Source organism: Kribbella sp. NPDC056861 (assembly GCF_040687575.1).
In the GTDB taxonomy this organism is placed as follows: Bacteria; Actinomycetota; Actinomycetes; order Propionibacteriales; family Kribbellaceae; genus Kribbella.
Genome location: NZ_JBFBNQ010000007.1, coordinates 508590 through 532074, shown reverse-complemented (window position 1 = coordinate 532074; position 23485 = coordinate 508590). Strand labels below are relative to the sequence as shown.

21 protein-coding genes and 1 tRNA gene are annotated in these 23485 nt (G+C 66.9%); 14 read left to right on the top strand and 8 right to left on the bottom strand.

Annotated features, from left to right (window positions below; genetic code table 11):
• Positions 1-63: 63 nt before the first annotated feature.
• The 4 genes from AB0P21_RS34210 to AB0P21_RS34195 all read left to right on the top strand — a co-directional run bounded on the left by AB0P21_RS34210 (position 64) and on the right by AB0P21_RS34195 (position 8280).
• Positions 64-1062 carry a hypothetical protein gene (locus AB0P21_RS34210; protein ID WP_363702259.1) on the top strand — a complete coding sequence of 333 codons (999 nt, stop codon included), beginning with the start codon at positions 64-66 and terminating at the stop codon, positions 1060-1062.
• Positions 1063-1152: 90 nt separating this feature from the next.
• Positions 1153-4059, top strand: a complete 2907-nt coding sequence (locus AB0P21_RS34205) for a M36 family metallopeptidase (RefSeq protein ID WP_363702257.1) — start codon at positions 1153-1155, stop codon at positions 4057-4059.
• A gap of 90 nt (positions 4060-4149) precedes the next feature.
• Positions 4150-7047, top strand: coding sequence for a M36 family metallopeptidase (locus AB0P21_RS34200; protein ID WP_363702255.1), 2898 nt, complete (start codon positions 4150-4152; stop codon positions 7045-7047).
• A 483-nt stretch (positions 7048-7530) separates the two neighbouring features.
• Positions 7531-8280, top strand: a complete 750-nt coding sequence (locus AB0P21_RS34195) for a hypothetical protein (RefSeq protein ID WP_363702253.1) — start codon at positions 7531-7533, stop codon at positions 8278-8280.
• Here AB0P21_RS34195 and AB0P21_RS34190 read toward each other — a convergent pair.
• The 3 genes from AB0P21_RS34190 to AB0P21_RS34180 form a co-directional block, all read right to left on the bottom strand.
• Positions 8277-8807 carry an NUDIX hydrolase gene (locus AB0P21_RS34190; RefSeq protein ID WP_363702251.1) on the bottom strand — a complete coding sequence of 177 codons (531 nt, stop codon included), beginning with the start codon at positions 8805-8807 and terminating at the stop codon, positions 8277-8279. The genes AB0P21_RS34195 and AB0P21_RS34190 overlap by 4 nt on opposite strands.
• A complete protein-coding gene (locus AB0P21_RS34185) occupies positions 8804-10177 on the bottom strand; it encodes a hypothetical protein (protein WP_363702249.1) in 1374 nt (457 codons plus the stop codon). Before AB0P21_RS34185 ends, AB0P21_RS34190 begins: the two co-directional genes overlap by 4 nt.
• A gap of 73 nt (positions 10178-10250) precedes the next feature.
• Positions 10251-10616 carry a winged helix-turn-helix domain-containing protein gene (locus tag AB0P21_RS34180; RefSeq protein WP_363702247.1) on the bottom strand — a complete coding sequence of 122 codons (366 nt, stop codon included), beginning with the start codon at positions 10614-10616 and terminating at the stop codon, positions 10251-10253.
• Between the two features lie 160 nt (positions 10617-10776).
• Here AB0P21_RS34180 and AB0P21_RS34175 point away from each other — a divergent pair, with 160 nt between their 5' ends.
• The 8 genes from AB0P21_RS34175 (at position 10777) to AB0P21_RS34140 (ending at position 18290) form a co-directional block, all read left to right on the top strand.
• The gene (locus tag AB0P21_RS34175; RefSeq protein WP_363702245.1) at positions 10777-11028 is read left to right on the top strand and encodes a DUF6284 family protein; all 252 of its coding nucleotides are present in this window, start codon (positions 10777-10779) and stop codon (positions 11026-11028) included.
• Positions 11025-11867 (top strand): ABC transporter permease, encoded by an 843-nt coding sequence (locus tag AB0P21_RS34170; RefSeq protein ID WP_363702243.1) that lies wholly within the window; start codon positions 11025-11027, stop codon positions 11865-11867. Before AB0P21_RS34175 ends, AB0P21_RS34170 begins: the two co-directional genes overlap by 4 nt.
• Before the next feature lie 2 nt (positions 11868-11869).
• Complete coding sequence (locus AB0P21_RS34165; protein WP_363702241.1) at positions 11870-14068, top strand: cell division protein FtsK; 2199 nt, start codon at positions 11870-11872, stop codon at positions 14066-14068.
• Positions 14069-14262: 194 nt separating this feature from the next.
• Entirely contained in the window at positions 14263-14622 is a 360-nt protein-coding gene (locus AB0P21_RS34160; RefSeq protein ID WP_363702239.1) for a hypothetical protein, read from the top strand.
• A complete protein-coding gene (locus tag AB0P21_RS34155; protein WP_363702237.1) occupies positions 14619-15494 on the top strand; it encodes a bifunctional DNA primase/polymerase in 876 nt (291 codons plus the stop codon). Before AB0P21_RS34160 ends, AB0P21_RS34155 begins: the two co-directional genes overlap by 4 nt.
• Positions 15495-15745: 251 nt before the next feature.
• Positions 15746-16849 (top strand): DUF3631 domain-containing protein, encoded by a 1104-nt coding sequence (locus AB0P21_RS34150; protein ID WP_363702235.1) that lies wholly within the window; start codon positions 15746-15748, stop codon positions 16847-16849.
• 83 nt (positions 16850-16932) lie between these two features.
• Positions 16933-17136, top strand: coding sequence for an excisionase family DNA-binding protein (locus AB0P21_RS34145; RefSeq protein ID WP_363702233.1), 204 nt, complete (start codon positions 16933-16935; stop codon positions 17134-17136).
• On the top strand, positions 17136-18290 hold the full coding sequence (locus AB0P21_RS34140) for a site-specific integrase (RefSeq protein WP_363702231.1): 1155 nt from the start codon (positions 17136-17138) through the stop codon (positions 18288-18290). Before AB0P21_RS34145 ends, AB0P21_RS34140 begins: the two co-directional genes overlap by 1 nt.
• 79 nt (positions 18291-18369) lie before the next feature.
• Here the strand turns inward: AB0P21_RS34140 and AB0P21_RS34135 are convergent.
• Positions 18370-18443, bottom strand: a tRNA-Gly gene (locus AB0P21_RS34135).
• Between the two features lie 236 nt (positions 18444-18679).
• On the opposite strand from AB0P21_RS34135, the gene AB0P21_RS34130 reads away from it, so the two are divergent.
• Positions 18680-19120 (top strand): MarR family transcriptional regulator, encoded by a 441-nt coding sequence (locus AB0P21_RS34130; RefSeq protein WP_363702229.1) that lies wholly within the window; start codon positions 18680-18682, stop codon positions 19118-19120.
• Between the two features lie 173 nt (positions 19121-19293).
• Positions 19294-19869 carry a dCTP deaminase gene (dcd, locus tag AB0P21_RS34125; RefSeq protein WP_363702227.1) on the top strand — a complete coding sequence of 192 codons (576 nt, stop codon included), beginning with the start codon at positions 19294-19296 and terminating at the stop codon, positions 19867-19869.
• 78 nt (positions 19870-19947) lie between these two features.
• Here the strand turns inward: dcd and AB0P21_RS34120 are convergent, their stop codons facing one another.
• From AB0P21_RS34120 to AB0P21_RS34105, 4 genes are all read right to left on the bottom strand, one after another.
• On the bottom strand, positions 19948-21468 hold the full coding sequence (locus tag AB0P21_RS34120; protein WP_363702225.1) for a hypothetical protein: 1521 nt from the start codon (positions 21466-21468) through the stop codon (positions 19948-19950).
• A 124-nt stretch (positions 21469-21592) separates the two neighbouring features.
• Positions 21593-21814: a hypothetical protein gene (locus AB0P21_RS34115; RefSeq protein WP_363702223.1), complete on the bottom strand. Its 222-nt coding sequence runs from the start codon at positions 21812-21814 to the stop codon at positions 21593-21595.
• A 45-nt stretch (positions 21815-21859) separates the two neighbouring features.
• The gene (locus tag AB0P21_RS34110) at positions 21860-22687 is read right to left on the bottom strand and encodes a DUF4097 family beta strand repeat-containing protein (RefSeq protein ID WP_363702221.1); all 828 of its coding nucleotides are present in this window, start codon (positions 22685-22687) and stop codon (positions 21860-21862) included.
• Positions 22684-23451 carry a hypothetical protein gene (locus AB0P21_RS34105; RefSeq protein ID WP_363702219.1) on the bottom strand — a complete coding sequence of 256 codons (768 nt, stop codon included), beginning with the start codon at positions 23449-23451 and terminating at the stop codon, positions 22684-22686. Before AB0P21_RS34105 ends, AB0P21_RS34110 begins: the two co-directional genes overlap by 4 nt.
• Between the last annotated feature and the right edge of the window lie 34 nt (positions 23452-23485).

The following is a 23485-nucleotide window of genomic DNA, read 5'->3' as shown; positions in this document are numbered from 1 at the left end:
ACCAGGGCCGGACGGGGGCTTGCCCCTCCTGCGCTTCGGGTTCCGGCCGCCGACGATCGACGTATGACTTCTGTGGGGGAGATCCGGACCGTAGTACCGGCGTTGCCGAGTCGTCCTCGGCGACTGCATCGGCCGCTGCTGGCGGTCACCATCGCGTTGAGTGTGATGGTCGTGGTCGGCATCGCCGGCGCGATCCTCGATGACCGGCAGCTGCTCGGGCATCCGATCTGGATGAAGCCGCTCAAGTTCGCGATCAGCTTCGTGGCGTACAGCCTGACGTTGGCGTGGTTGCTGTCGTTGCAGACCAAGGCGCGGCGACTCGGTTGGTGGATGGGTACCGCGGTGGCCTTCGGGGTGGCGGCCGAGATGGTGATCATCACTGGGCAGGTGGTGGTGCGCGGCCGGCAGTTGCACTTCAACCAGTCGACGCCGACCGACACCCTGATGCACGAGCTGATGGCGATGACGGTCTACGTGATCTGGTTCGCGGTCTTCGTGATCGCCGTGCAACTGCTCTTCGACAAGCCGGGTGACAAGGCGCTGCGCTGGAGCATCCGGCTCGCGCTCGGCACCAGCCTGGTCGGCATGCTGGCCGGCTCGCTGATGTTCCGCACCACGCCGGCCCAGCAGAAGGCGCTCGCGGAGACCGGCCGGGAGGACTTCCTCGGCTCGCACTCGGTCGGCGTCGAGGACGGCGGCGCGGGGATGCCGCTGACCGGCTGGAGCACCGAGGGCGGTGACCTGCGGATCGGCCACTTCCTCGGCATCCACGCCCTGCAGCTGATCCCATTGGTTGCCTTAGGCCTCATTCTGCTCGCCCGCCGGTTCCCGGTACTCCGTCCGGAGGGCCCGCGCACCGCGCTGGTCTGGATCGCCGCGACGGCGTACGCCGGGCTGATCTGGCTGACCATCTGGCAGGCGCAGCGCGGCGAATCCCTTGTCCACCCAGGGGTTTCGACACTCTTCGCAGCCGGATCGTTGCTGACAGCGACAGTCGTCCTGACGCTGGCGGTATTGCTCCGCGCCCGAAGGACAACCCGTGCATCGGCGTCATTCCGGTAATAACCCTTCCCCGGGCCGACCGCCAGGCCTAAAGTCGGGCCGGACGGGTCGTGTGGGGCGAGCCGCAAAACTTTTCTCTGGAGCATTGTTGTGAAAGTTTCTGGCAAGGGACGGGGGCTCCTGGCAGTCACTGCCGTCGGCGCCACCACAGTCCTGGCGGTAACAGCGGGCGGCGGCGCGACCGCGGCCACGTCGGCCAACCCGGACCCCAAGGCATCGGGCGAGAACGTCAAGTCGGTCGAGTCGAAGGAGCGCAAGGGCAACTACGACGCCCGTACCCCGAGCGCCCGCACCGACTACGCCCGGGCCGCCAAGGCGGTCGGCAAGGAGACCGCGGCCTCGGAGAAGTTCCGCAACTCGCTGGGCAGCCAGGGTGTGGTGTCGGTCGACCCCAACACCGGCACGCCCGAGCAGGTGACCAAGCTGAACGGCTTCCTCACCGCGGCGAGCAGCAAGAAGGCGACCGAGATCGCGCTGGCCTACGTCAAGGCGCACCCGGAGGTCTTCAAGCTGTCGGAGTCCGACCTGGGCACCCTGAAGCTGCGCAAGGACTACGTCGACGACCTCGGCACGCACCACATCTCCTGGGTCCAGGAGGTCGACGGCATCGAGGTGTTCAGCAACGGCCTGAAGGCCAACGTGACCAAGAAGGGCGAGTTGATCTCGCTGCTCGGCGCCCCGATCGCCGGCCTGGTCGCGAAGGCGGAGGCCCGCGCGGCCGCTCCGGCCCTCAGCGCCGACGCCGCCCGGTCCGCTGCCGCCACCGACGTCGACGGCAAGGCAGCCGAGGCCAAGGCGACCAAGTCCGGCGCGGTCACCAAGTACTCCAACGGTGACACCGTCAAGCCGGTCTGGTTCAACACCGCCGACGGGCTCCGCAAGGGCTGGCTGACCTACGTCCAGGCCAGCGGCGGCTCGAAGATCTACAGCCACGTCATCGACGCCCAGACCGGCGGCCTGCTCTACCGCCGCGACCTGCGCAGCGAGGGCAGCGGCGACGCGCTGGTGATCGACAACTACCCGGGCGCCGCCAAGGGTGGAACCCAGCGCACCGAGAACCTGATCTACAACAAGTGGCTGAAGAAGGGCGCGAAGACGCTCCTCGAGGGCAACTCGGTCCAGGCCTTTGCCGACGTCAACGACGACAACGTGCCGAACGCCGGCGAGACCGTCAAGGCACCGGGAACGCCGACCGGTTCGGAGTACAAGTTCGTTCCGTTCCAGGCGAACGCGCTCTGCACCGCGTCTACCCTCTGCTCCTGGGACCCGGCCACGCCGGACTCCTGGAAGACGAACATGAACCAGGACGTCACCAACGGCTTCTACCTGGCCAGCAACTTCCACGACTGGCTGGCCAAGCCGCCGATCAGCTTCACCCCCGCGGCCGGCAGCTTCGACACCGCGGGCGGCGACCCGGTCCAGCTGAACGCGCTGGACGGCGCGGCCACCGGCGAGGACGGCGGCCCGGACGCCAACCACGTCAACAACGCGAACATGAACACCCCGCCGGACGGTACGCCGCCGGTGATGCAGATGTACCTGTTCGGCGCGGCCGGTGACGACACCACCGTCGCCACCAGCTCCTCCAACGCGGCCGACATCCTGTACCACGAGTACACCCACGGTCTGTCGAACCGCCTGGTCGTCGACGCCACCGGCAACTCGACCCTGAACAGCATCCAGGCCGGCTCGATGGGTGAGGCGTGGAGCGACTTCTACGCGCTCGACTACCTGGTCTCGCACGGTCTGGAGAAGGACACCACCGCCCCGGGCGAGGTGCTCGAAGGCAAGTACGTCACCGGTGGCGGCAGCATCCGCACCCAGGCCAACGACTGCCGCGTGAAGGCGGTCAGCCCGAACTGCGTCGGCATCGACGGCTCGGTCGGTGGCTACACCTACGGCGACTTCCCGACCATCGGCGGCACTCCGGAGGTGCACGCCTCCGGTGAGGTCTGGGCCCAGACCCTGTGGGACCTGCGGGAGCGCTTCGGCCGCACCTACGCGCTGAGCATCATCACCCGCGCGATGGAGCTGTCCACCGCGGACCCGACGATGCTGGACATGCGTAACGCGATCGTCCAGGCCGACCTGGTCGCCAGCGGCGGCAAGAACGCCAAGATCATCTGGCAGGTCTTCGCCAACCGTGGCATGGGCTGGTTCGCCGGCGTGCTCGACGGCGGCGACTCGCACCCGATCGAGGACTTCCACATCCCGCCGACCGGCGCCACCACCACCATCACCGGCACCGTGACGGACAAGGACACCGGCGCTCCGGTGCCCGGCGCGCTCGTCTTCATCGGCGGTCACGCCTCCGGCTACGCGGGTGACTACTCCGCTGTCACCGGCGCCAACGGCAAGTACACGATTACCGGCGTCCTCCCCGGCACCTACGGCAAGTTCGTCGTATCGGGCGCGGGCTACGAGGTCCTCGGCAACGCGCTGGCGGTCAAGGCCGGCGGCACCACGGCGAACTTCGCACCGCGGCGCAACTGGGCGGCAGCGTCCGGCGGCGGCTCGGTCGTCGACTTCACCGGTCCGGACTTCTCGCCGCAGTGTGGCCCGGGCTACGCGATCGACTCCAGCCAGGGCACCGGCTGGGGCAGCACCACCGGCGACAACCGCGGTACGCCGACCAACGTGATGATCCCGAAGAACATCGACATCAAGCTGCCGGCCGCCGTGAACATCTCCAAGCTCTCGATCGACCCGTCCAACACCTGTGGTGACCCGGGCAGCGCCTCGACCGGTAAGTACCGGATCGAGACCTCGGTCGACGGCACCACCTGGGCGACCGCGCTCGAGGGTGAGTTCACCGCCGCCAACCGCGGCAAGTACAACGAGGTCACCCCGACCGCCAACACCACCGGCGTGCAGTACGTCCGGTTCGTGATGCTGAGCCCGCAGGTTCCGGACTTCGCCACGAACTGCCCGAACGGTGGCTTCGGTGGTTGCCAGTTCACCGACATGACCGAACTCCAGGTCTACGGCACCAAGTAGCACCCCCGCAGTACCTCCGAGAGGCCGGTCGAGCATCCGCTCGGCCGGCCTTTCGGCTCAGCAGATCCCCGACTTCCTCTGGAGTGTGTTGTGAGAGTTTCCGGCAAGGGACGGGGGTTCGTCGCGGTCACCGCCGTCGGCGTCTCGACCGTCCTGGCAGTGACCGGTGGCAGTGGCGCGATGGCCGCCACCCCTGATCCGAAGGCGCCCGCGGAGGCGACCAAGTCGCTCACCGCCAAGGAGCGCAAGGGCAACTACGACGCCCGTACTCCGAGTGCCCGGGCGAGCTACCACCGAGCCGCCAAGATCGTCGGCAAGGAGACCGCGGCCTCGGAGAAGTTCCGTACCTCGCTGGGCAGCCAGGGTGTCGTCGCGCTCGACGAGAACACCGGTACTCCGGCGCAGGTGACCAAGCTGGACGGCTTCCTCACCGGCAAGAGCACCCAGAAGGCCGCCGAGATCGCGCTCGCCTACGTCAAGGCGCACCCCGAGGTCTTCCGGCTCTCGACCACCGACCTCGCCGGCCTCAAGCTGCGCAAGGAGTACGTCGACGACCTCGGCACGCACCACATCTCCTGGGTCCAGGAGGTCGACGGCATCGAGGTGTTCGGCAACGGCCTGAAGGCCAACGTCACCAAGGCCGGCCAGCTGATCTCGCTGCAGGGCGCACCGATCGCCGGGCTGGCTCCCCAGGCCGCTGCCCGCCGGGCTGCTCCCTCGGTGACGGCCGCCGCGGCCCGATCCGCTGCAGCCGTGGACATCGGCGGTACCGCGAAGAGCGCGACCGCCAAGTCCGTCGGCGCCACCACGACGTGGAGCAACGGCGACTACGCCAAGACGGTCTGGTTCCACACCGCGGACGGCCTGCGGAAGGCGTGGTCGACGTACACCAACGCGGGCGGCACGCTGATCTACACCCACGTGATCGACGCCCAGACCGGCACGCTGCTCTACCGGCGCGACCTGTCCAGCAACGGCAACGGCGACGCGCTGGTGATCGACAACTACCCGGGCGCGCCCAAGGGCGGCGTCCAGCGCACCGAGAACCTGATCTACAACAAGTGGCTGCCCAAGGGCGCGAAGACGCTGCTCGAGGGCACGTCGGTGGCGGCGTTCGCGGACGTGAACGACGACAACCAGGCAAACCCGGGCGAGACGGTCAAGGCTCCCGGGACGGCCGGCGGTTCGGAGTACAAGCTGGTGCCGTTCCAGTCGAGCCCGCTCTGTACGCCGATCACCATCTGCACCTGGGACCCGGCGCAGCCGCAGTCCTGGAAGACCAACCTGAACGAGGACGTCACCAACGGCTTCTACCTGGCCAGCAACTTCCACGACTACCTGGCCAAGCCGCCGATCAGCTTCACCAAGGCGGCCGGCTCGTTCGACGCCGACGGTGGCGACGCGGTCCAGCTGAACTCGCTGGACGGCGCGGCCACCGGCGAGGACGGCGGCCCGGACGCCAACCACATCGACAACGCGAACATGTCGACCCCGCCGGACGGCACCCCGCCGACCATGCAGATGTACCTGTTCGGCAGCGTCGACGACGACGGGACGGTCGCGACCAGCTCGTCGAACTCGGCCGAGATCCTGTACCACGAGTACACCCACGGCCTGTCGAACCGGCTGGTCGTCGACGCGACCGGCAACTCGACGCTGAACAGCATCCAGGCCGGTTCGATGGGTGAGGCGTGGAGCGACTTCTACGCGCTCGACTACCTCGCCTCGCACGGGCTGGAGAAGGACACCACCGCCAACGGCGAGATGCGGATCGGCCGGTACGACACGGCCGGCGGCACCATCCGCACCATGCCGAACGACTGCCGGGTCAGGGCCAAGGAGCCGGCCTGCGTCGGCATCGACGGCTCGCAGGGTGGCTACACCTATGGCGACTTCCCGACCATCGGCGGCACACCGGAGGTGCACTCGTCGGGCGAGGTCTGGGCCCAGACCCTGTGGGACCTGCGGGAGCGCTTCGGTCACACCTACGCGGTCAGCATCATCACCCGCGCGATGGAGCTCTCGGCCGCGGACCCGACGATGCTGGACATGCGCAACGCGATCGTCCAGGCCGACCTGGTCGCCAGCGGCGGCAAGAACGCCAAGATCATCTGGCAGGTCTTCGCCAACCGCGGGATGGGCTGGTTCGCCGGTGCCGTCGACGGCGGCGACGCGCAGCCGGTCGAAGACTTCCACATCCCGCCGACCGGTGCGACCACCACCATCACCGGCACGGTGACCGACAAGGACAGCGGCGCTCCGGTGCCTGGTGCCCTGGTCTTCATCGGTGGCCACGCGTCCGGCTACGCGGGTGACTACTCCGCTGTCACCGGCGCCAACGGCAAGTACACGATCACCGGCGTACTGCCCGGCACGTACGGCAAGTTCGTCGTCTCGGGCGTCGGCTACGAGCTGCTGGGGAACCCCTTGACGGTCAAGGCCACCGGTACGACGGCGAACTTCACGCCGCGGCGCAACTGGGCGGCAGCGTCAGGCGGCGGCTCGGTGGTGGACTTCACCGGCCCGGACCTCACCTCGTTCGGCTGTGGCCCGGCCAACGTGATCGACTCGAGCCAGGGTCCTGGTTGGGGCAGCACGACCGGTGACGACGACGGCACCCCGACCAACGTGATGATCCCGAAGACCGTCGACATCAAGTTGCCGGCCGCCGTGAACATCAGCAAGTTCTCGGTCGACCCGTCGAACGTCTGCGGCGACCCGGGCAGCTCCTCGACCGGGAAGTACCGGATCGAGACGTCCGTCGACGGCACCACCTGGGCCACCGCCCAGGAGGGCGAGTTCGGCGCCGCCAACCGGGGCAAGTACAACGAGGTCACGCCGACCGGCAACACGACCGGCGTGCAGTACGTCCGGTTCGTGATGCTGAGCCCACAGGTCCCGGACTTCGCCACCAACTGCCCCGACGGCGGCTTCGGCGGCTGTTCGTTCACCGACATGACCGAACTGCAGGTCTTCGGCAGCAAGTAGCACCCGGCAGTACCCGCGAGGGCCGGTCGAGCAGCAGCTCGGCCGGCCCTTCGGCTTTGTCAGCGGAGGCCCATCGACACCTTTCGATCAGTGTGGAATGGTTGTCACCCCTGGTTTGCAAGGACAAATGGGGGGCTATTCGAAATGCAAATGCCGCCACTGAGCGGGCAACGACCGGCCCCGGCTACCCGCCACCGGCCGGTCCGAAACCCGCCGAACGCAAAAAACCCCAGGCCGCCGGCCTGGGGTCTGCTGGAGCGGGTGACGAGAATCGAACTCGCACTGTCAGCTTGGGAACAGACTTGTCACGCTGTGGAGTTTCACGCTGCCGCGCTCTGCGCGCAGCGTGCGGCAGGACTTACCGCTGATGACCTCGATTCTCCGCACTGATCCATCCGATCGGGCACGGCTCGGGCACGCCGCCCGTGAAGCCGCCACAACTCTCCCTAGGCGCACGCTCGCGATGGCGTGCATACTCACTCGATGGCGACGATTCCTCCAGAGTTCTGGTCCACGAGCGCTCAAACGCTACCCGTACTGGCGTTGGCCCAGATACTCGAAGCTCGCGCCATCATCGCCCGTTGGGGTGCCACTAAGTGGAATGGCATACAACGATTCATGGTCGCGCTGTGGATTCCTCCACTCGTAGCTTACGCGTGGACGACTCCGATTTGCTTCAATGCATTACGCGGCGTAGATACAGACCAGCGGTGGGCGCAAGTCATTACTTGGTCAATCAATCTCGGCATGGGAATCCTTGTGCTATCTCCCGCACTCAATTTTTTGATGATCGCGAATGCCCGACCGCTTGCACGGATGGTCACCTACCATCCGATTATCATGCTGAAAACAAATAGGTCAACTCGCGAGTTGCTTCGCAGAAATGAAGAGCAGCGACAGAGAGTCGAAAATCTGATTGCCGTCGTAGCGCGCAATCTCAGCGAGCTTGGCGATATATCGGAAGAGACGAAGAAGTTCGAAGACACACCCGTGTCCATACTTGAGAAAATCGAGAAGATATACGCAGATGGAGCAGAGATCAATACCGAGCTTGAAGAAGTGTTGAAATCCATCAAAGAAGCAAGCATTAAGACGGAGCAATTAACCGCCGAATCCGTACAACGCCGCAAGGAGGCACTAGACAAGACTGAGGTGGCATTGCGCGCGTCATTTCTGAAGCTTGATGTTGATATCAGCGCTACAACCGACCAGACCTCGAAAGAGGCCGACTAGACCAGGCGGCGACCGAACTCAGCGTAGAAGGACGCTCCGCTCCGCATCGCCGCCTCAGCAGTAGCGACTCTGCGCGCCAACGAAGGACGCAGCCGCACTTTCGCATCCGCTAGCGGAAGGAATTTGAATGACTTTGCCTCTGTAGGATCCAGCTTGATCTGCTCTATCTGCTCGCGCCTCAGAATGCCTCCGTCGAAGATGAACATGAGGCCGTCGTACCAAACGCCCTGAGCAGGCACCCAGTCAACAATAAGCAGATTGCCGAGCTCAATGTCGAATCCAAGCTCTTCGCGAATCTCACGAGAGCAAGCGTCAAGTGGCGACTCGTCGTATTCAGCCACACCACCGGGAATCTCCAGAGTTGGCTTATAGACCGGTTCGAGAAACAGAATCTGGCCTAATTCATTACGGATCAATGCGCCACCAGCGGCCGTCTTCCTAGGTAGCCGCCCAGCGATTCCAGGATTGAATTCCTTCTCGGGTTCGCCCTCAGCAACTAGGTCAGCGATACGAGTCGCATCGTTCATTTGGTGGCACCTTTTAGGTTAATACCGCTTGAGTTGAAGAAGTCGCGTACGACACCGGAGGCTTGGTAGGGGCGGAGTTCGTTCGCCAGCCGGTCTAGGTTCTGCTGGGTTCTCCCTGAGTCGACGGTGGCGCGAAGCGAAACGACATCCTGGCCGTGTTGGCAAGCGAGGTCCACCTCGCCCTCCCGGGCTGCCGCGATTCCGAGTTCTGCTGCGCTATAGATGAGCCTTCGCGGGCGGTCCGGTGACGAGTCCCATACGTGACTCAAGAGGCGTCGGGCTTCTTTGAAGTTGCCAATGTCGCTCCAGCAGGTTCCGGCGTGGCTGGCGAACATGACGTCATCCCATTGCGGTTCCCACGCGCGTGCACCAGCTGCTTCGCTGCGTTCGTAGGAGTGTTCCGCGCGCTGTAGTGCTGCCGTCGCATCTCCACCCTGGCCCAGCGCCGCGTGGGAACGGGCGACCAGCAGGTCGGCCTCTACCAGGACATGTGGACTGCTGGCGGACTCTGCAACCATGCGGGCGGCTTTCGCCGCGCGGAGGGCGGCGGCCGCCTCGCCCAGGTGCAGCGCCTGGTGGCTGATGCTGGTCATGAGGTACGCAGACAGGGCATCGTCGCCGACCTCCCGGGTCAGTCGTAGTGCCTGCGTGAAGTACGCCTGCCCCATGCCGTGTAGACCAGCGTCGTAGTACATCCAGCCGACGATCTCGCAGAGTTCTGCGACGGCGGAGAACAGGTCCGTACGCGTCTGGCTCTCCGCCTCTCGGTGCAGCATCGGGAGGGCAACGGCGTGCAGGTAGCGCCTCGCTGTGGCTCGGCATTCAGCTCCGCCGACCGTCCGTTCAATGGTGTCGATAGCCGAGATCATGGTTCGGATCTGGGCGACGTTCGCGGCCGTTACTCGGGTGCCATCGGCACCGGTCGCAGCCTGGCCGATTGAGGATGTGAGCCAATCAAGCACCGTCGCGGCGAGGTCACCGGGGCGATAGTTCGCGTGTTCGGCAGACGGGTCAGCGAGGCTTCCGAGAACCGCGATCGCGCCATCCAACGCGGCCGGATAGACCGTCAGATTTTGGCCGGCGTCCGGCATCTGCGCGCCGTCTAGGCCACCAGTTGGCGGGTACCGCATGGCACGAAATCGCTCGATCACTTCGGGTGGTGCGGCGAGAAGCGCTCGGCTCAGCTCCCTCTGCACGGGGCTTCGCATGTTGGTCTCGGGGTGTTTCCGCCAGTTGTAGAGAGTTCGGGTCGCAACCCGCAGCACGTCCTGGGCGAACTTCTCGTCGGTCGTTAGCGGGAAGACCGATCGATACGCGTCCTGGAATAGCTGGACCGTCGCGGGAGTCCACACCTCCTCCTGCGGACTCATTCAGATTCCTGCAACCGACGTGCAGACGAGTTGCAGAGCTCTTTCATGGTTTGGCGTCCTGATCGGCCGTTGACTAGTCGTCATGAGACTCCAAGCGATCAACCCGAACCACGAGGTCCGCAACGATCCTGCGCAGCTCTTCGATCTGAGCCTCGGGACTAGTCGGGTCGTAGACGCCAGGTGTCCCGGAGAGGTCCTTCCCATCGATGTCGTCACTGACGAAGGTGCCTCGGCCTCGCGACGAAATCACGAGGCCTTGGCGCTGAAGCTCGCGAATCGCTGCGTGCACAGTCATCTCGGCAACGTCGTACTCAGTCGTCAGGGCGCGAAGTGGTGGCAGCTTCGCCCCGGCACTGAACTCCCCCGCCGCGATGCGTCGACGTATGTCGTCCGCCACCTGGGCCTGCAACGGCTGCGCGTTCTCTCGGTCGATAGCCACCGTTCCAGCTTAGCGGAGCGCACTAGAGCACGGCACGGTATTGACACAATGGAAAACCCTAGGGCACGCTAGGGCAATGCAGTTGAAGCGACGCCCCGGCGGTTGCAGCCGCCGAGGCGTCCGGGTCGCACCAATCCATTGCGTAGAGGAGCACGAACCCATGAGCATCATCCACCTTTCAGCCGTTTCCGGCGACGAACCGACCGCCGCCGACCTGGCCAAGATCGAACGAGAGTGGCCGCTGATCGCTGCCGAACTAGACCTGTTGGACGCGCAGATCGCCTTCATCAATGCCGGTCCCTCGCCGTCGGCCATCGATCGGCGTCGGGTGCGGCGCGCTGCACGGCGGGTTCTCGCCGCTAGCAACGAGCTGGCCGACACCAGCAAGACCGGCGCGGAGGTCGTGGCATGAGCATTCCAATGCGCTCCACCTACCCCGTGCCGGTTGAGGACCTGGTCCCGGCCGCCCGCAAGCTCGCTGCCAAGACCGGTGGTGTCCCGTCGCAGAACCGGTTGATGAAGGAATTCCGGATCGGCAAGGACAAGGCCCGTGCGGTCCGGCTGGCGCTGATCGAGGAAGACGCCACGGTCACCGGGACGCACCTGCACACTGTGCCGGACCCGGTCGAGACCGCACCCGAAACCGAGGCCGAGTTGACCCACGATGAGATGCCCCGCGCGGCGGAGGAGGGGGCATCTCCGCAGGTCACGCCGCCTGTAGAACCGGTGATCGTTGCCGACCCACCCAAGTCTGAGGGGGTTCCCGCGGCTGCCCTCCCGGAGCCCGCGAACGAGCCCACCCGAGGCGCTCGGCCGGTGCGGTCCTGGCCGGTGCTGCTGCTGTCGCTGCCCGCGTTCATCGCAGTCTGGTCCGGCTGGGTCGGGTTGGGTGAGCTGACCGGCTTCGGGGTCGTGCACCCACTGCCGGGGATCGCGGACGGGTTCACGATCAACACCGCGATCACGCTCCCGATCGGTGTCGAGACCTACGCCGCGTTCGCGCTGCGGGTATGGCTGTCGCGCCAGGTCTCCGCCACCGCCCGAAGGTTCGCCGGATGGTCCGCGCTCGGCGCGCTGATCCTCGGTGGACTCGGCCAGGTCGCCTATCACCTACTCGACGCGGCCGGAGTCACTCAAGCGCCGTGGCAGATCACCACCGTTGTTGCCTGCCTGCCCGTCGCCGTGCTCGGCATGGGCGCGGCACTGGCTCACCTCATCCACGAACGCCCTTCCGAGAACGGGGAGAAGTGACCATGACCGAGAACGCGAACGAGATCCCCGAGCCGATCGACCTGGACGCGCGCCGCGCCCGCCGCGACGACAACTCCCAGGGTGGGGAGAATTCGGCCGGCATAGCGGTGCCGCTGTCGGCCGGTGAGGTCGAGCGGATGGACACCGCCTATGAAGTCGCCCTGGACGACGACTCCGACACCGCCCCCGGCGCGGGCAAGGTCCTGGTCCCCGTTGACGCTCCGGGGCTGCCGGTCGCGGTCGCTGCGGGGGAGCGACTGCCGATCATCCCAGTTCATCTGCTGCCGCAGAACCTCCGCGCCACAGTCCGCCGCGCCGTCGCCCGCTCGGGACACGTCGCCGCATTCCACGCGGTCCGGTCGCCCTGGTACGGCGCAAAGCTCGCCTGGTTCGCCGGACGCGGCTTCACTCGCGTGGTCAGCAACCAGCTCCGCTGGTGGTGGGTGCCGAACTCGTTTGCCCTTGAGCAGAAGGCCGCAGACGGCAACGAGCTCAAGGAATGGGAGAAGATCCACCGCGAGCTCAAGCGCACCCGCCTTTGGCGTGGCGGCGTTCTCGCGGCCCAGAACCTGGGCCTTGCCATCAGTGCCCCGATCGCCCTCAACGCCGCTCCTACGGCTGCTGCGGCCGTTGCGGGCGCCGGTCTGGTCGCCGCCGCTGCGCACTACGGCCGCCCGGCCGGACAGACCCTGGTCGGTACGGCGGTAGTCGCTCCCCGGTTCCGGAAGCTGAACTCTGACATCGTGCTGCGCGCCTACTACGCGGCCGGACTCGGCAAGCCCGACCGCACCGACCAGGAAGTCCGGTTCGGGTCGCAAATGTCCCGCGACGCCCGCAACACCGGTTCTCAGGTGCTGGTCGATCTCCCGTACGGCAAGGGATGGACCGATGTCGCGAACTGCCGGGAGAAGATCGCCTCCGGCCTGGACGTGCACGTCAATCAGGTGTTCCTGACCCCGGACAAGTCCAGCTCGCGACGCCACACGTTGTTCGTGGCCGACCGGGATCCGCTCGCGGTGCCGGTGGGCCGGACGTCGCTGCTGGACTGCAAGCGCCGGTCGATTTGGAAGGCGTTCGTGATCGGCCGCGATGAGCGGGACTCGCCGGTCAAGCTGTCGCTGATGTGGAACTCGCTGCTGGTCGGGGCCCAGCCCCGCAAGGGCAAGACGTACTTCGCCCGTCTGCTGGCGCTCTATGCCGCGCTCGATCCGAACGTGCGGTTGATCGTTGTGGACGGGAAGAACTCGCCGGACTGGTTGGCGTTCAAGAAGGTTGCCCACCGCATCGTGTTCGGTACCCATCCCAACCCGAACACTGATGACCCGATCGAGACGTTCCGGGCGATCCTGGACGAGATCCTCGCCCACATCGACCGGGTGAACTCGATCTTGACGACGTTGCCCGTGGAGCTGTGCCCCGAAGGGAAGCTGACCGAGGAACTCCACAACGACCCGCGTTACCCGGACCTGCACGTCCTGGTGCTCGTGATGGAGGAGTTCCAGGTGTACTTCGAGACCGAAGACCAGAACGTGAACAAGGAGATCGCCGCCAAGCTCTCCCGCATCCAGGCCGTCGGCCCGAGCGCGGGTGTGATTATCGAGTCCAGCTCGCAGAAGCCGTCCGGGGTCGGCGCGGGCGACGTGGCCCGGTTGTTCAACCGGTACAGGGATAACCACACCCTGCGGTTCGCCCTCAAGTGCGGCAACCGGGTCGTATCGGAAGCGATCTTGGGCGGCGACGCCTATCAGGAAGGTTTCGACGCAGCCACCCTGCCGGTGGGTGACGAGTACCGAGGCGTCGGCTATCTGTACGGCGCATCGGATGCGACACCGACCGTGCGCACCGAGCTGGCCGACGCCACCGACGCGGACAAGATCCTCACCGCCGCCCGCGTGCTGCGGGAACGGCTCGGACTGCTGTCCGGCATGGCGGCAGGCGAGGAGATGCAGCGCGGTTCTCGTGACGTGCTGGCCGACATCCTCACCGTGATGGGCGCCGACACCGCCGCCCACTGGGACACCATCGCCGGACGGTTGGCCGACCAGATGCCCGAGCAATACGACGGCACAACACCCGACGCGATCAGTGCTCAGGCGCGCGGGCTGAACGTGTCCAGCGTCAACGTCAAGCGCGACGGCGCGACCCGCAAGGGCGCCAAGTCTGAGGACATCAGGGCCGCCATCGCCCGCCGCAACACCTAAGCCGCGGGCAACACAGAGTAACCAACTCAACAGGGTGCGGGACGAGTTGAAGTAGCGGCCACACCGCTACCGGTAGCGGCAACGCTACCCGTCCCGCTACCCCGCAACCCAGCCACCACCTGGCCGTTCATCCGCGCGTAGCGGGTAGCGGTCACGGCTCCTCACGCCCAAAAACAGCCCTCTGGAGGCATTTCATGCCCACCACCGCCGCTACCACCCTCCTGACCGCCGCTACCCACAGTAGCTACCTGGGTGGCGCCTCGGTCGATCTCACCGCTACCGCCCACAGCGTCGCCCAGGCCGCCACCGTGGCACTCATCGTGACCGGCGTCGCCGCGTTCTACCTGCTCGCCTGCGCTGTCTGGCCGTTCGGGAAGTGCCGCCGCTGCAAGGGCGTCGGCAAGTTCAAATCCCCGTTCGGCAACGCGTTCCGGCACTGCGGACGCTGCGACGGCTCCGGGCTGCGGGTCCGGTTCGGCCGCAAGGTCATCAGCTACTACCGCCGCACCCACAGCGCAGCCAGCAACTCCACCAGCAAGGGAGACAAGCGATGACCGAGATCCTCACCGAAGCCCTCGCCGCCGCCGAACGCGGCTGGCCCGTGTTCATGCTCGGCCGCTCCAAGCGGCCGGTCGCCAACTGCTCCGACTGCCGCGACGCGATCGACCACAACCCCGGGATCTGCGGACACCTGACCTGCCACGGCTTCTACGCCGCCAGCACCGACCCTGACAGAGTCGCCGCGATCGTCGCCGCCGTCCCGCGTGGCCAGCTCGCCGTCCGAACCGGTGCCGTGTCCGGCCTCCTGGTGGTGGACATCGACCCCGCGCACGGCGGGCGGACCAGCTTTCTCAGTCTCCAGTTCCGCCACCTCGTCCCGCGCACTCTCCACGTTCGCACGGGCAACTGGGGACAGCACCTCTACTACCGCCACCCCGGCCACAACATGCCGTCCCGGCCGATGCCCGGACACAAAGGCATCGACATCAAAGCAGACGGCGGCTACGTCGTTCTCCCGCCGTCGATCCACCACCGGACCGGTCGCGCCTACGCGTGGGGTGATGGAACGACCGAAGTACGTGAGATGCCCCCCGCCCTCGTGACCGCGTGCCTTCCTCCTATGCCGGCCGATTTGGCCAGCCCGAAAACCAGCCCGACCACAGCACAACCGGGCGGGGGCATCTCCCACCCGGACAAGCTCCTCGACGCCCACCTCGACGCCGTACGCCGCGCACCCAAAGGCAGACGCCGCACCACCCTCTACGGCGCTGCGCGAGGCGTCGCCCGGATGGTCGCGGCCGGGGCCATCGACCAGACCGCCGCCGTCACCGCACTGACCTACGCCGGACACCAAGCCGCCCAGACCGAACGCGACATCAGAGCCGCCATCACCGGCGGTTTCCGCGACGAAGGGATTGCCGCATGACCGACAACAACCACGACCAGGCCGACGCCGTTGACGGCGCGGAGCTGTTGGACGAGGTCCGCGCTGTCATCGGGCGGTACGTTGTTCTGCCGAGCGACGCGGCCGGGGTCGCTGTGGTGTTGTGGATCGCTGCTACGCATGCGGTGTCGGCGTGGAACTGTGCTCCGCGGCTTGTCATCCGTGCACCTGAGAAGCGGTGCGGAAAGTCGCGGCTGCTGGACATGGCCGATGGGTTGTCGCATCGGCCGTTGATGACCACCAACGCGTCTCCATCGGCGGTCTACCGGTCGATCGGTCTCGCACCGTCTGATCCGCCCACGTTGCTGATCGATGAGGCCGACACGATCTTTGGGCCGAAGGCAGGCGACAACGAAGACCTTCGCGGGCTGCTCAACGCCGGTCACCAGCGCGGCCGCCCGACGCTGCGCTACGACGCCGGTAGCCGGTCGGTCGAGAAGATCGAGACCTTCGCCATGGCCGCGCTGGCCGGGATCGGGATGATGCCGGACACGATTGAAGACCGGGCCGCCGTGATCCGGATGCGTCGCCGGGCAGCCGGGGAGTCCGTGCAGCCCTACCGCGTGCGTCGTGACGGGCCGGTCCTGGCCGAGCTGCGCGACCGGCTGCACGAGTGGGTTAGTGGCCATCTGGACGAGCTGACCAATGCAGCCCCGGACATGCCGTTGGAAGACCGCGCGGCCGACACCTGGGAGCCGTTGATTGCTCTGGCGGATCTGGCGGGCGGGCACTGGCCGAACCGGGCCAGGAACGCGGCCCTGACGTTGATTGCGGAGCTTCAAGATTCCACCGAGGCATCACAGTCGATCCGGCTCCTGAACGACTGCCGGACCGCGTTCGGGACCGCACGTGCGCTGCCGTCTGCAGTGATCGTGCAACGGCTTCGGGCTGACGATGAATCGCCCTGGGCGGAGACGCCCGCGCCGGGAGGCATCACCGTTCGTCGGCTCGCGGCGCTGCTGCGGGAGTACGACATCACCCCGAAGAACCACCGATGGGAAGACGGCACTCAATCCAAGGGATACATCCGAGATGACTTCGCAGACACCTGGGCCAGGTACTGCCCAACCGTCCCGGAAAACACCTCCCAGGGGGACACCGTCCCGGATCGTCCCAACCGTCCCTTTGCAGGTCACGCCGGGGACGGATCACTTCCGTGGGACGGATCGAACCGTCCCACAGATTCAATCGTCCCCGCTCTGACCTGGGCGGGGACGGTTGGGACGGATGGGACGGATCACCCGCAACCACCCCAACAGGCCACCTGCATTGGGTGCCGCCAACCCCTCACATACGACGACGGCACCCACGCACACCCCACCTGCGAGACCGCATGACCACCCGCGCGACCGGCCCCGATCGGATCACGAAGCAAGGGAGCACCACGTTGTCTACGGCAACTAACCAACCTGACCGGCTGTTGGATGTCACAGAGGCCGCAATGATGCTCGGCACCTTCAACGAGAGCGGCGTGAGGTACCCCCGCCGTCTGATCGCGGAGCGCCGGATCGAGTTCGTGAAGCTCGGAAGCAAGGTCCGGATTCCCGAGTCGGCGATTCGGGAGCACATCGAGAACAACACCGTTCAGCCGATCCGGCTGGCACGCATGGGAGAGGCGGCCTGATGACCAAGAGACGATTTGGACGAATTCGCAAGCTGCCGTCCGGTCGATACCAGGCCCGCTATCCCGGACCGGATGGCATCGACCGGCCCGCACCTGACACCTTCGCGACGAAGACCGATGCGGCACGCTGGCTGACTCTCAAGGAAGCCGAGCTCTCGCGCAATCACTGGATCGACCCCGCACTCGGAGAGGTCCCGTTGGGTGAGTACGCGAGGGCCTGGATTCGGGAGCGGCCAGGACTTCGGCCGAAGACGCTGGTGCTCTACAGCGGCATTCTCCGGAACCACATCGCGCCGAAACTCGGACATGAGCCACTGCGCAGTCTGACTGCGCCGAAGCTGCGGAACTGGCGGCAGGCGCTGTTGGATGGCGGCCTAGGACCGGTCACCACCGCCAAGGCTTATCGCCTGCTTCGATCGATTCTGGCGACGGCCGTGGAGGACCGAATCATCGAGATGAACCCTTGCTACATCAAGGGCGCGGCGACCGAGCGCAGTCCGGAGCGACCTGTCCTCAGTGTCAGTGAGGTCTACCAGGTGGCCGACGGAATGCGGCCCCGCTTCCGGGCACTGATCCTGATGGCCGTCTTCGGGAGTCTGCGGTGGGGTGAACTGGCTGGGCTGCAGAGGCAGGACGTGGACCTGGAGAACGGCATCATTCGAGTTCGGCGGACGGTGGTCGAACTGCCGACCGGCGAATTGCGGACCGGACCGCCGAAGTCGGCAGCCGGTCGGCGCACGATCTTCCTGGATGACTTCGTGCTGGACGATATCCGGACACACTTCGCGATCTATGTGGAATCGAAATCAGACGCGTTCGTTTTCACTGGCGCCAAGGGTGCCCAGTTGCGCCGATCGACGTTCCAGCGGAACTGGCGACGCGGCCTCATCGCGGCCGACCTGGTCGGCCGTGTGCACTTCCACGACCTCCGGCACACCGGCAACACCTGGGCTGCTGAGTCTGGCGCGACGCTGCAAGAGCTGATGGAGCGCATGGGGCATGCGAGTAGCCGCGCCGCGCTGATCTATCAGCACACCAACGACGAACGTCGCCGGAAGGTGGCGCGGGGAATGTCAGAACTTGTAAGGAAGGAATTGCAAGAGAGTCCGGACGAGGCGAGTTCGGAAGACCTTCCAGAAGCAGCGGGCACGTAGCGGGCACGGGGGCTCTACCCGACCCCTGAGACGACGAAACCCCAGGTCAGAAAGTGGGCTCTGACCTGGGGTTTTACGATGGAGCGGGTGACGAGAATCGAACTCGCACTGTCAGCTTGGGAAGCTGATGTTCTGCCATTGAACTACACCCGCGGATCTGCCGGTTCCCCGGCGGACTCAGAGGATCATACCTGGTCTCCCGGGCAGTTTGCACAGGGGGTTATCGGGGAGTTTTCCACAAAGGGCACGCCCAGGACTGGTTAGGCCGGTCATCTTCTGGCAGATTAGAACGCGTTGCCGGGGGCAACATTCGACGCAACGTGAGGATGCGGTCCCGACTGGGGCCGGACAAGATGGTTGCGGGGCAACTGAAAAAGAAGGGGTGAACGGTGGCAACTGACACTAACGATGCTCTGGAGAACCTGGAGAAGGAGCTCGTCACGCTCGCACGCCGGCTGCGCAGTCTGCAGCGGACGTTGTCGGACGAGGCGCATCCGGACCTGGAGCCGGCGCAGTACGCGCTGCTGAACCATGTCGAGGAGCTCGCACCGGTGCGGATGGCCGATCTGGTCGCGGCGCTCGAGGTGGACAAGGGTCCGGTCAGCCGGGCCTGCGCACGGCTCGAGGAAGAAGGTCTGCTGAAGCGGGCCGCGGACAAGTCCGACGCCCGGGCGACCCTGCTGACGCTGACGGCGAACGGCAAGCGCAAGCTCGCCGCAGCCCGGAAGAAGCGCCACAAGGTGGTCGAGGAACTGCTGAAGGACTGGTCGCCGGCCCAGGTCAAGACGTTCGCGGGCCAGGTCTCGAAGTTCAACAAGCTCGCTCACTGAGCTGTTGCCGAGGGCCCGTAGCCGCGACGACGGTCCGGGGAGCTGAGGGCTCCGGAACAGGTACGCGGCCAGGTCCCGGCGGGACCGGCCAGGAACGGTCGACGCTCGCGGCGCCGAGACGGTATCGGCGCCACGGGAAGCGGAGTTGCAGCACGCTGCGGTAAGTTGCGTTCGTGCTGCTCTCCGACCGTGACATCTTGGCCGAGCTCGACGCGAAGCGGGTCCAGCTGGACCCCTTCGACCCTGCGATGGTGCAGCCGTCGAGTATCGACGTACGGCTGGACCGATTCTTCCGGGTGTTCGAGAACCATCGCTACCCGCACATCGATCCGGCCGAGGAACAGCCCGACCTGACCCGCGAGGTGGTGCCGGAGGGTGACGAGCCCTTCATCCTGCACCCGGGCGAGTTCGTGCTCGGGTCCACCTACGAGCTGGTGACGCTGCCCGACGACGTGGCCGCCCGGCTCGAGGGCAAGTCCTCGCTGGGCCGGCTCGGCCTGCTCACCCACTCCACCGCGGGCTTCATCGACCCCGGCTTCTCCGGCCACGTGACGCTGGAGCTGTCGAACGTGGCCACCCTGCCGATCAAGCTCTGGCCCGGGATGAAGATCGGCCAGCTCTGCTTCTTCCGGCTCTCCTCCCCGGCCGAGCACCCGTACGGCTCCGCGAAGTACGGCTCCCGCTACCAGGGCCAGCGCGGCCCGACGCCGTCACGCTCCTACCAGAACTTCCTCCGCGGCGGCATCTGAGCCCGGTACGCCGAAGACCCGGTACGACGAAGGCCCCGGCGCAACCGCGCCGGGGCCTTCTTCATGCTTGCCTCAGGATCAGCCGATCGCCTTCTGGACGACCAGGATCCGCTCGCTGCCCGGCGCCTTGCCGGCCGCGCTCAGCAGATACGTGCTGCCGTACTTCGAGACCGCCTCCGGCGACAGCGGTTCGCCGAAGATCAGCGACGGGTCGCCCCACGCGGGCCGGCCGGGAGACGGATTGCCGTCCGGGGTCGCGCCGGAATCGTCGGTGGGCGTGGTCCCGGCGGGCGTCGGCGACTCGCTCGTGGACGGCGTCGAGCCGGGCGGCGGGGCCGGGGCCGGAACGTCCTGGCCGGTCTTGGCATCCAGTACCGCGGGCAGCGTCTCCGCCTTGCCGTACGCGTAGCCGTTGTACATGGTGGTGATGGTCGGCACGACCCGGCTGGCCGACGCCGACGAGAAGCCCCAGGACTTCTTCCCGGTCGCGTCGTCGAGACCCATGATCTCCTTGACCTCGGTGCCGTCGGCGGCCTTGGTCACGTAGTTGCAGATCAGGCTGCTGACGTGATCGGACAGGCAGCCGAAGCCGATGCCGTCCTCACCCTTCGGCAGCTTCGTCTCGGCGACCGCCAGCGAGGCGAAGTCGACGGCGTAGAGCGTGGTGTCGGTGTGGTGGGTGTACTTCGTGTCCTGGACGTAGCTGGTGCCGGACAGGTACGCGTGCTTGCCGCCGCTGCTCTCGGCGGAGAGGTAGTTGGTCGTCGGCGTCGGGATGTTCTTCTTGACCGCGCCGGTGGCACCGTCGATGGCGACGATCGACAGGTCCTTGGCGTTCTCCTGGCTGCGGCCCTTCGCGCCGACGACGGTGCCGTTGAGCACACCCGCGACCTCGACGGTCGGGATCACCAGGCCCTTCTTGGTGGCCGGATCCGCGTACGCGGTGGCGAAGCCGGAGTTCAGGTTGTTGCCGCTGGCCTTGGTGCCGAGGGTGACCGCGAACTGCCCGGTCGCCGGGTCGTACTCCTGGTTGGTCAGGCTGCCGCCGGTGGTGCCCGGGCCGACCGTGGAGGTGAGGTCGGTGCTGACGGTCGACAGCACCTTGCCGTCGGCCGGATCGATCCACTGGAAGACGACCTGGCCGTGGGCCTTCTGGGTGCCGCCGGCCTCGACGTTCTGCACGTAGGCCATCGCGATGGCTTCCTTGCCGTCCAGCTGGACGGCCGTCGGCCGGGCGTAGTCGATCACCTTCGTCGACTCGATCTCCTTGGCCGGCACCTGCCAGCTCTGGCTGCCGTCGATCCAGACACCGTTGAGACCGGTCTTGTTGGCGTACAGCGTGGTCTTGCCGACCATGCCCGCCTTGCCCCCGGTCGGATCGATGCTGCCGTCGGCGGGCCGCTCCTCGGCGACCGCGGTGAAGATGCTGAAGCCCTTGGGCGGGTCGAAGCTGGGCAGCTCCGGGGTGGTCGGAGTCGGGGAAGAACTCGAGGTGTTGGTGTCATCTCCCGGCGTGGAGTCCGACTTCTTGTCGTCTCCCCCGCTGCAACCGGCCAGCAGCACGGTGGCGGCGGCCAAGGTGGCCAACGGACGCAACATCGTTTCTTACTCCCCAGGTCTCGAGCACAGCTGACGCGTGCACGCTAGCAGCGTCAGCGGCTCGGGACCGTGATCAGACCAAGGCGTTGCAACAAGCTGCAAAGTGCCTGACCAGTCATCGTTTTCACCGCACCACGGACAAGCCGGTACGCCGGTGGCGCGGCTGCGGCTCGAGCCGATCGGCCAACCGCCGCAGGGCTCCCGCGAGCTCGTGCCGCGGTCCGGCCGGCTCGCCGTCGACCCGCAGCGCCTCGCGCCGTTCCTTGCGCTGGGCCCGTACTTCGGCCTGCCGGATCTGCTCGGCGACCCGGTGCCGGGCGACCTCTTGGTGTTCGCTGATCATCATCTTGCTCCCTCAGGTGATCCCCGTGGACGAATGGTTGGTGGTGGTTCAGACCCGGACGACGGTGATGTCGCCGGAGACGGTCCGGGCCCGCAGCATCAGCGAGGGCTCCCCCTCGGCCGGCTTCTGGCCGGGCTCGAGGTCGCACCGGATCTGCCCGGTGACCGTCTTGAGGTCGAGGTAGGTCGGCACCCCGTCCGGTACGCCGATCTGCACGTCGCCGCGAGCGGTCTCCGCCCGGACGCTGGGACCTTCGGCCGACTCGACCCGGACGTCACCGGAGCCGGAGGTCGCGATCGAGTGGTCGCGGATCCGCTCGATGGTGATGTCACCCGAGCCGACCTTGACCGTGGTCGGTCCGGCCGCGTCGCCGAGCCGGACGTCGCCCGAACCGGTGCTGACGCCGACCTGGCCGATGGACTCGCCGATGTCGATGGCGCCCGAGCCGGTCTTGGCCCGGACGGTCTGTGCCGCGGAGCCGATCCGGACGTCACCGCTGCCGGTGGTGGCCGCGAGGTCGCCCTCGATCCGCTCGGCACGGATGTCCCCCGAACCGGTGGACAGCCGGGCCTCGCCCAGCGGCACCCGGGAGCTGATGTCCCCCGAGCCGGTCTGGATCCGGGCGTCCAGGGTGACCGAGGTGGCGATCCGAACGTGGATCTCCGGGCCACGACGGGCCTTCTTCGGGCCCTCGATCACGACTTCACCGTTGACCAGTTCGACCACCAGGTCGCCGTCCTTGGCGTCGTCGGAGTCCACGGTCACCGTGGTCCGGCCGTCGTCGGACGGGCCGATCTCCACCAGTCCCGAGCCGATCTCGATCCGGACCCGGTCGATCTCGCCGGCCTCGCCGATCAGTTGGCTGCTGACGCTCACTGTGCCCACCCCTGCATGCGCTGGCCCGGGCCACGTCCACCCCGGTGCTGTCCCTGGTCGCGACCGCGGTTGCGGTCCCGATCGTCACGGCGGTCGCCGCGCTCACTGCGGTCGCGGTCACCGCGGCGTCCTTCGCCGAACAGGCCGTCCGGTCCGAACACCCCGTCCGGTCCGAAGACGCCTTCCCGGCCGAAGATGCCCTCGGGGCCGAGCGGTCCCTCCGGACCGAGCGGGCCGTCGGGGGCGAAGATGCCGGGCCGCGGCGGGCGCGGCGGCCGGGGCGGACGGCCGTAGCCACCGCGCCCGCTGGTCAGCGCCGTCATCACGGTGCGCATCAGCCACGCGTTCGACGAGATCCCGTCGGCGGCGGCGGCCTCGTCCACCTTGTTCTTCACCGACATCGGCAGCCGCAGCGTGATCCGCGCGGTCGGCTCGTCGGCGTCCGGCGCGATCTCGTCGGCCACCGGCGCGGCGCTGTCGTCGTCGTCCAGGTCGTCGTCATCGGCGCCGGTCAGCTGGCTCGGGGCCGGCGTGACCACGAACTCGGGGCGGCCACCGGCCATCCGGAGCTCGACCGATCCGGGGGACAGCTCGCGGCTGATCTCCCCGGCGGCGTCGGACAGGGCTGAGATGAGGGCCAGCCGGCCCGCGTCATCCAGCGTTGCTCCGAGGCGCTGGGCCACCGAGCGAGTTTGGTCGTCGGCCAGCGCGGTGGCGTTCTCCACGCTACGGCGGACCGACTCGAGGTAGTGATCAAGTTCCATGACGCAATCATGACGTCATAGTGACGTCACTGTC